The following is a 9,121-nucleotide window of genomic DNA, read 5'->3' on the forward strand; positions in this document are numbered from 1 at the left end:
CGGCTGTTTCAACAGGGCGAAGGCGGCATGATTGGAAGGTAAGCCGCGCGACGCTTGTCAGCATCGTTCAGCGATAACAGCGTTAAGGATTGCCTCCGCCTTCTCAGGCGGCAGAAACAATCTGGTTTTATACTGGATGATTTCAGTGAAGGCGCCGCGCGCCTTCAGCCATTCCCTGTCATGGGGTTGGAAGTCTCGGATCTCCATTCTTCGGGTGCCGTTCACGATCGACGATATCAGTCGCGCGCCACCAAGGCCGGGAACAGAGGCCCCCTCTCCATTGTGAGCGGCGGCGATCAACTCTTCAGCGCTCAGCTTGATGGCCTGTTCCAGGCCGAACGCCGATTGCAACTTGTCGAGGGCCGATGGCCTGATGATGCGGCCCAGCACCGACAATCCCGCGCCATCGTCGATCCGCCAGACACGAACATCGTCCTGTGGCAATTTGTGCCATACAGGGAGCAACAGACCGGTCGCGACGCTGATGGTTTCCACATCGAGCCGTGCCTCGGCCTCCGCGACTTCAACCTCCCAAAGGTCCCTGAATGGCTGGCGGCTGATCGCAGTCCAGTGGCTGTGCGCAAGCGCTGCGATTTCCATGCGTGATGCACCAGTCGGCCGGACCAGCTGGCACATGACGATGGGCCGCCCGTCTTCGTCCGTGATCGACCAGGATGGCACGCGCAAGGCGACGCGACCGGACCGACCGTTGCGGAGAAAGGCGATGTCGCTTGTCTCTCCCCAGAGATGCATGAGGCGGTTCCAACTGGTCGCGTGCGGACGCAGATGGAGTTCCAGGCGCATGAGCTTTGTCTCTGCGCCCGTCACCGGATCGGTCCGCAGAACCTGATCTGTCAGGGCGACGATCTTCTCCGCACGGATCGTTTCGACGCCAAGATCCAATGTCCCCGCCTCACGCGCGGCGTCGACGCGGGCCTGGATGAGGCCCATATATTCTTCGAAGATGGCGTTCTGGGTCGCGATCCGCAGGGCCAGGATGCGATTGAGCCAGCGCTGGATCGGCGGGAGCCGTTCAAGCAATGCGCCGCCATCGTCGACAAGCTTGAGACCCGTCATGTCCATGAAGTCGTCCAGCGTGACGCTGGCGAGCTTCCCCGCGCCCAGCAGATGATACCATTGGGTCAGCGCTTCGCGCGCATCATCGCTTTCGAGATTGTCGGCCGGATCGAAGAGATTTTGTCCACCGGTCTGTCGCTGACCGCGCGTCAAGGCGCCCAGGCTGTCGAGGCGCCGGGCAATCGTGCTGATGAAACGTCGCTCGCCCTTGCAATCGGTGGTGACCGGCCGGAACACCGGCGGAAAAGCCTGGTTGGTACGGTGCGTGCGCCCCAGCCCCTGGATCGCCACGTCGGCGCGCCAGCCCGGTTCGAGCAGGAAATGAATGCGGCGCTTATCGGCGCTCTTGCAGGCAAGATCGGCATGATAGGATCGGCCGGTCGACCCGGCGTCGCTGAAGACCAGGATCGACTTGATCCCATCCATGAACGCCTGCGTTTCAGCGATATTGGCGCGGCCACTGCGGCGCTCGACCTTCTGGTGGCCATGACTGTCGATGACGATACGGCGTGAGCGGCCTGTTACCTCGGCGACCATATTGGTCCCGAAATGCGCGATCACGGCATCGAGCGCGGCGGGAACTGGAGGCAGGGAGCATAATTCCTCGATCAGGGCTTCGCGCGCCACAATGGCCTCCTGGCAGTGAACCGGCCGCCCCTCGGCATCGGCCATGGGCTCGGACCGCAGGCTGTCGTCGCTGGCGCGGAAGACCCGCATCTGGCGCGTGGGGAAGGCCGATGTGAGATAGTCGATCAGGATCTGAAGCGGCGATAAATCCAGATCCAGCGTGGCGCGTTCCTCCGCCGACAGGCCCGCGAGGCGCCGATCAAGAATGGCTTCAGCGGTGGTAACGAGCTGCACGACAACCGCGTGCCCCGCGGTGATTTCGGCCTCGAACGCCTTGATCGCCGTGGGCATCTTCATGGAGATCAGCAGCTGCGAAAAGAAGCGCTGCTTGGCGCTTTCAAAGCGGCTAAGCGCCGCCCCCTTGGCCTGGGCATTGAGAGTCGCGCCCGACATGCGGTCGACGATGTTGGAGGCTTCCAGGACTTTCTGGAGTCCGCGATGCACGATCGCCCAGCTATCGGCGTAAGCATCGTAAATCGCGATCTGATCGACGGTCAGCTTATGTTCGAGCGGCTCATATTCGACGCCGGCGAAACTCAATGCCCGGGCGGTATAATGCCCCATGGCTTTCAGGTCGCGGGCCACGATCTCCATGGCGGCAATGCCGCCGTCGTCCATGGCAGCCATGAAGGCATAGCGATCGGTAAAGGCGGTACCCGGTCCCCACAGGCCAAGCCGCGAGGCATAGCTCAGATTTTCCGGCTTGGTGGCGCCGGTTGCCGAGACATAGGCGATGCGTGCACGGGGCAGCGCATTTTGGAGCCGGACGCCAGCCAGGCCCTGGTCCGAGCCCTTTGCGGTCCCGAAATCATTTTCGGTTCCGGCGGCATTGCCCATGGCATGGGACTCATCGAACAGGATGACCCCCTCGAAATCCGGTCCGGTCCATACAAGTATCTGTTGCAGGCGGGTGGCGGTCTCATGACGCGCGGAGCGCAAGGTTGCATAGGTGAGGAAGAGAATGCCCGACGCCATGCTGATCGGCTGCCCGATCGGGAAAGCGTCCAGGGGCTGGATATCGATGGGAAGGCCGCCAAGGGCGCTCCAGTCCCGGCGCGCATCCTCGAGCAGCGCTGCGCTCCGCGATATCCAGATGGCGCGGCGATTGCCCCTGTTCCACTGGTCGAGGATGCAACCGGCCCCCTCGCGGCCCTTGCCGACGCCCGTGCCGTCGCCGATGAAATAGCCGGACCGGTAGACCTGCCCCTGCGCATCCTCGACAAGCTGATCACCGGCGCTATTCGGGGTGAATGTGCCGGGCAGATCCCTCGCAAAAGCCTCGCCGGCATGGATGATGGTCTCAAGCTGCGCGTCGGACAGCTGTGCACGGGCGCTGCGCTGAAGCATCGGCCGCCAAGCTGGCACCGGCGGCAGAACCGACGCCATGGCCAGGGATTCCACGAGCTGGTCGGGATGCTGCGTTGCCCCCTCGATTGTCATACGGGCAAGCCGCCAGGGCGTATAGAGGCCAACCGGCGCGCCCGGCGGCACCGGCTCGTCCAGTATCTGATAATTTATGGGTTCAAGATCATCTTTCTCATCCGGTCGCCGCGTGGGCGGCGCAAGGCGCGACGCCGCAAGCGCGCTGAAAAGCGGCGACGGGCGGGCACCGCGTGGCGGCCGAGGCCGGGAGCTTGCAACTGGTGTGGAGGGTTCGGGGGGCAAAGAGGTGTCCAGCCTTGGCGGCAGCTCCAGGACAGGGGCAAGCGCCGCGCGGATATCGGGCGCGCAATAACAGGCCGCAGACCCCGTCCAGCCCTTGTCGAACAGGAGCAGGCGAACGGCGATGCTCGTCCCATGCCTGGCATAGGGCGATCCCAATATCGTGATCTCCGCGCGCGGCGGCACGATCTCGGCAACCGAGGCATAGGCCGCCGCGCCGCTGCCGTCGGCGGCAAAGGTTGGAGGCATGATCGCAACGCAGCGTCCGCCTGGCGCCAGGCGCAACAATGCCGAACGGAGATGGCGGGCGCCGGCATGACGGTCGCGGCCCCGGCCCTCGCTGCGGCTGAAAGGCGGATTGATGAGGATGACGGAAGGCCTGATATCCGCCGACAGATGGTCATGGATGAATTCAGCATCATGGGAGGTGACGGTCTGGCCCATGACAAGCGCGAGCAGCACAGCGCGGGCCGGGTCGCGTTCGTTGAGCGTCATTTGCGCTGGTGCTGCCGCCCCGATATGGGCCAGCAACATGCCCGTGCCGGACGAAGGCTCCAGGAGGTGATCATCGACGCCGATCCGCGCCGCCTGGTTGACGAGCCAGGAAAGGGCAAGCGGTGTGCTGAACTGTTGCATCGCCACCTGATGCTCGGAACGATAGCTGTGGGTCGGAAGCCGGTCCTGGAGGAGCAGCAGATTGTCAAACCGCGCCTCAGCGGTCCGGGGTTCCGCTTCGTTTGCCCTGCTCTCGCGAAGGAACAGGACCTGCGCGGCTTCGAGCGCGTCATAGGCGTCGCGCATCGACCAGCCGCCCGCTGCATCGCTGGTTCCAAAGCTCTGCGTCATCAGCCGCTTGAGCGTCTGGCGGCTGGGCGGCCGGGAGGCCGCCAGCAATGCGGACACGGTTTGGGCAACATCGAATAGCTGCCGGACCTTTTGGGGCACATCTGCATCGGGCGCCTCGATGGGCGCGAAGAGTGGGAGGGTCATGCAATTTTCCTGGCTGGGGACCGTCACGGTCCGTCGGCATCCACCTGCGCCGCACATGCGACCGGACGGAACGGATGCAAAAGGGGCCGCAGCGCAAGGCGGCGACCCCAAGGATGATCAATGGTGGCTGTCAGGCCGCATGGGCGATGTCGTCGTCCTCAGCCGGGGGCAGCCCTTGCGCATCCGCGACAAGATCGTCACCGCTTGCGCCCGGTTCGATGTCGCCTTCCACCAGATCGACCAGCGGACTGAAGCGCATGGCGTCAGGCAACCAGCCAGCGCCCTTTCCTTGAGCTCCGCCTCGATGATCAGCGCGCCGGAGAAAAGCTTTTCGGCCGACAGGGCGAGATCATGCTTCTTCGAGGCGCTGTAACGGCTGCTGAGTTCGATCCCGCCGATCCCCTCGAACTCCGACAGGATCGACGCCTTGCTGATCCGGTCGAAATAGTTGGTCGCGGTGGGCCGCCACCATGAAGCAACGTCGATTTCCAGTTTCTGGCCGAGATGATCGACGAAGCGGCTCCCGGTGCGACCAGCGGGTATGGCCTGCATCGTTCGGGCGATCGACCAGCCGAACCAAGCGGCACGGGCTTCCTCGGCCAGCGCGCAGAAGGCGTCATAGCGGTCCCGCTCATCGGCATGTTCGGTCCAGCTGCGATCGAGTCCGGCGTCGAACTTCATCCACTCCTCAGCCGCCGGCGTCCCGCTCTCATAGCCGGTGAGCCGGGAATAAGGTGCATTGGCGCGCAGTTCTGTGGCAAGGTCGCTGCTGCCATATTTGCGGGTGGCGGCATCGGCCATAGTGAAGGTGGCAAGGTCGAGCGCGAAGCGGGGATCGCTGGCGACATGGACGCGGAGCAGTTCGGCCTTCATCTCGGCCAGTTCATCGGCAAGGCGCTGGCTGATGCGGGGCTGGCCCGGAGCCTCCTCATCTGATGCCGTCTCTTCTTCTTCATCCTCGCCGGACGGCTCCTCCTCGTCGACGGGTTCGACCGATGGGGCGATATAGAGCTGCTCATGGATGCGCGGCTGGCCATCCTGGCCGATCACGACATAGGCGAGGGCGGAAGCCTTCTGTTCGTCGGTCAGGATCGGCGCGCGTTGCCGTTGGGCAGGACGCAGATGTGCAAGCCGCCGCCATCGGCTTTCTTGACGGGGCGTTCGGAGGGTAGAATGGATTGAATGAGACTGTTGGTCAGCACCGGTCAGGACTCCTGAAAACGGTGCGTGGGATTTGAAATCCTGTTCCAAAGACCAACAAATCCCATGCAAACCACCTGAGCGGTCATGATCCCATAGGAGACCATGTTACATGGGATAACTGCTTGAAAACAGCAGTTTTTTTGGCGACCTCTTGAAACTTTGTTGGTCCATTTGGACCAAAGTTTGGTTGCGGGAGCAGGATTTGAACCTGCGACCTTCAGGTTATGAGCCTGACGAGCTACCGGGCTGCTCCATCCCGCGACACTTATGTTTGCCTCACGGGCCGGCGGATGCATCGGCATCCTTGGCTATCCTCGCATAAGCTCGGGCGGCCGGTTGGCCTTTGGGGCCTTTGGCCCGATGTCCTGGGCCAGAAGGGGGGTGAATGGGTTTATCAAAGCGCGAGCTGTAATGCCTGGCGACGCCCTACTCTTCCGGGGCTTGAGCCACAGTACCATCGGCGCAGACTGGTTTCACGGCCGAGTTCGGGATGGGATCGGGTGGGTCACAGACGCTATGGTCACCAAGCAATAGAGCTTGCGCTTTGGGTTTTAATCGAATGCCGTGCATTTTACGGTAGATATATCTGGCATGAGGTTGATCACCACATTCAATGGCTGACGCTGGTTTGTGTCCAGTGTTGTCATTGATGGTGGGACTCTCAGGCGCGATCAGAGCAATTAGGACCGGTTAGCTCCATATGTTACCACACTTCTACATCCGGCCTATCAAGGTCGTGGTCTACGACCGCTCGAAGAAATCTTATCTTGAGGGAGGCTTCCCGCTTAGATGCTTTCAGCGGTTATCCCGTCCATACATAGCTACCCTGCTGCGCCCTTGGCAGGACGACAGGTACACCAGAGGTATGTTCAACCCGGTCCTCTCGTACTAGGGTCAACTCCTCTCAAATTTCGACGCCCACGGCAGATAGGGACCAAACTGTCTCGCGACGTTCTGAACCCAGCTCACGTACCACTTTAATTGGCGAACAGCCAAACCCTTGGGACCTGCTCCAGCCCCAGGATGTGATGAGCCGACATCGAGGTGCCAAACGATTCCGTCGATATGAGCTCTTGGGAATCATCAGCCTGTTATCCCCGGCGTACCTTTTATCCGTTGAGCGATGGCCCTTCCACGAGGGACCACCGGATCACTATGACCGACTTTCGTCTCTGCTCGACTTGTCAGTCTCGCAGTCAGGCGGGCTTATGCCATTGCACTCTAACAGACGGTTTCCAACCGTCCTGAGCCCACCATCGCGCGCCTCCGTTACTCTTTAGGAGGCGACCGCCCCAGTCAAACTACCCGCCACAGAGGGTCCCTGCACCGGATAACGGTGCGAGGTTAGACATCAGAAAACAACAGGGTGGTATTTCACCTATGGCTCCACGACAACTGGCGTCATCGCTTCAAAGCCTCCCACCTATGCTACACAGTTCTTTCCTAATGCCACTCTGAAGCTGCAGTAAAGGTGCACGGGGTCTTTCCGTCTAACCGCGGGTACTCCGCATCTTCACGGAGAATTCAATTTCGCTGAGCATATCCTGGAGACAGTGGGGAAGTCGTTACGCCATTCGTGCAGGTCGGAACTTACCCGACAAGGAATTTCGCTACCTTAGGACCGTTATAGTTACGGCCGCCGTTTACCTGGGCTTCAATTCAGAGCTTGCACTCCTCCTCTTAACCTTCAGGCACCGGGCAGGCGTCAGGCCCTATACGTCGTCTTGAAGCCGACTTAGCAGAGCCCTGTGTTTTTGCTAAACAGTCGCTACCCCCTGGCCTGTGCCCCCCACAAAAAGTTGCCTTAATGTGGGGCCTCCTTCTTCCGAAGGTACGGAGGCAATTTGCCGAGTTCCTTCAGGATACTTCTCTCAAACGCCTTGGTATACTCTACCATTCCACCTGTGTCGGTTTAGGGTACGGTCTATACGGAGGGGCTATTTCCTGGGACAACTTCACTGCCCGGACCAATCCAATAAGGCCGAACAATTTACGCCATCCGTCACACACCTCCAGGCCCACGAATATTAACGTGGTTCCCATCGACTACCCCCTTCGGGCTCGTCTTAGGGGCCGGCTTACCCTGCTCAGATTAGCTTTAAGCAGGAACCCTTGGAATTTCGGCGACAGTGCATCTCACACTGTTAATCGCTACTCATGTCTGCATTCGCACTTCCGATACCTCCACGACCCATTACCAGATCGCTTCAACGGCCTACGGAACGCTCCGCTACCGCTCAGCACAAGTGCTGAACCCTAAGCTTCGGTGCACGTCTTGAGCCCCGTTACATCTTCGCCGCAGGATCTCTTATTTAGACCAGTGAGCTGTTACGCTTTCTTTAAAGGATGGCTGCTTCTAAGCCAACCTCCTGGTTGTTTTGGAAATCCCACATGCTTTCCCACTTAGACGTGACTTGGGGACCTTAGCTGTAGGTTAGGGCTGTTTCCCTTTTGACGACGGACCTTAGCACCCGCCGTCTGTCTGCCGAACTAGACTCGTTGGTATTCGGAGTTTGGTTAGTATTGGTAGATCTCGCGACCCCCGCAACCATCCAGTGCTCTACCCCCAACGGCAATCATTCGACGCTCTACCTCAATAGATTTCGCGGAGAACCAGCTATTTCCCGGCTTGATTGGCCTTTCACCCCTAAACACAACTCATCCGATAATTTTTCAACATTAAACGGTTCGGCCCTCCAGTGCGTGTTACCGCACCTTCAGCCTGGTCATGCCTAGATCGCCGGGTTTCGGGTCTAATGCATCATACTCTGTCGCCCTATTCAGACTCGCTTTCGCTGCGCCTACACCTAACGGCTTAAGCTTGCATGATACACTAAGTCACAGACCCATTATGCAAGAGGTACGCGGTCAGGTCTCAAGGACCCTCCCACTGCTTGTAGGCATCCGGTTTCAGGTACTGTTTCACTCCCCTCATCGGGGTGCTTTTCACCTTTCCCTCACGGTACTGGTTCGCTATCGGTCATGTACGAGTATTTAGGCTTGGAGGGTGGTCCCCCCATGTTCAGACAGAGTTTCACGTGCTCCGCCCTACTCAAGTCCTGATGCTTCATTTTCGCATACGGGGCTGTCACCCGCTATGGCCGAACTTTCCAGATCGTTCTGCTAATTAAGCACCAGGCACTGGCCTGGTCCGCGTTCGCTCGCCACTACTAACGGAATCTCGGTTGATGTCTTTTCCTCCGGGTACTGAGATGTTTCAGTTCTCCGGGTTCGCTTCACCAAAGCCTATTTTATTCAGCTTAGTGATACCTCTCCCATTTAACTACGCGGCTGCCAGCTCCCGAAAGAACCGCCAACAACGGAATTAAATGGTGAAGGTGGGTTGTCCCATTCGGAAATCGCGGGATCAAAGCTTGCTCACAGCTCCCCCACGCTTATCGCAGCGTGCCACGTCCTTCATCGCCTGTACATGCCAAGGCATTCACCAGATGCCCTTACCTCACGCTTGAGAGTCCACACCACCAATGACAGCACTGGAGTAGCACTGCATCAGTCTTTATCGGTGTGGTGATTTTAACTCAGCCAGATAATCATTTGTGTA

2 protein-coding genes, 1 tRNA gene and 2 rRNA genes are annotated in these 9,121 nt (G+C 59.8%); all 5 read right to left on the reverse strand.

The genetic code is table 11. From position 1 onward, the window contains the following. Positions 1-57: 57 nt before the first annotated feature. The 5 genes from CAF53_RS20660 to CAF53_RS20680 all read right to left on the reverse strand — a co-directional run bounded on the left by CAF53_RS20660 (position 58) and on the right by CAF53_RS20680 (position 9,028). Positions 58-4,356 carry a strawberry notch family protein gene (locus tag CAF53_RS20660; protein ID WP_242443542.1) on the reverse strand — a complete coding sequence of 1,433 codons (4,299 nt, stop codon included), beginning with the start codon at positions 4,354-4,356 and terminating at the stop codon, positions 58-60. Between the two features lie 117 nt (positions 4,357-4,473). After that, a complete protein-coding gene (locus CAF53_RS20665) occupies positions 4,474-5,406 on the reverse strand; it encodes a hypothetical protein (RefSeq protein WP_100239432.1) in 933 nt (310 codons plus the stop codon). Between the two features lie 337 nt (positions 5,407-5,743). Next, a tRNA-Met gene (locus CAF53_RS20670) sits at positions 5,744-5,820 on the reverse strand. 152 nt (positions 5,821-5,972) lie between these two features. Then, positions 5,973-6,087: ribosomal RNA gene (gene rrf, locus CAF53_RS20675) — 5S ribosomal RNA — on the reverse strand. 132 nt (positions 6,088-6,219) lie between these two features. Beyond that, positions 6,220-9,028: ribosomal RNA gene (locus CAF53_RS20680) — 23S ribosomal RNA — on the reverse strand. Between the last annotated feature and the right edge of the window lie 93 nt (positions 9,029-9,121).

It is taken from the genome of Sphingobium sp. LB126, from assembly GCF_002795205.1.
In the GTDB taxonomy this organism is placed as follows: Bacteria; Pseudomonadota; Alphaproteobacteria; order Sphingomonadales; family Sphingomonadaceae; genus Sphingobium; species Sphingobium chungbukense.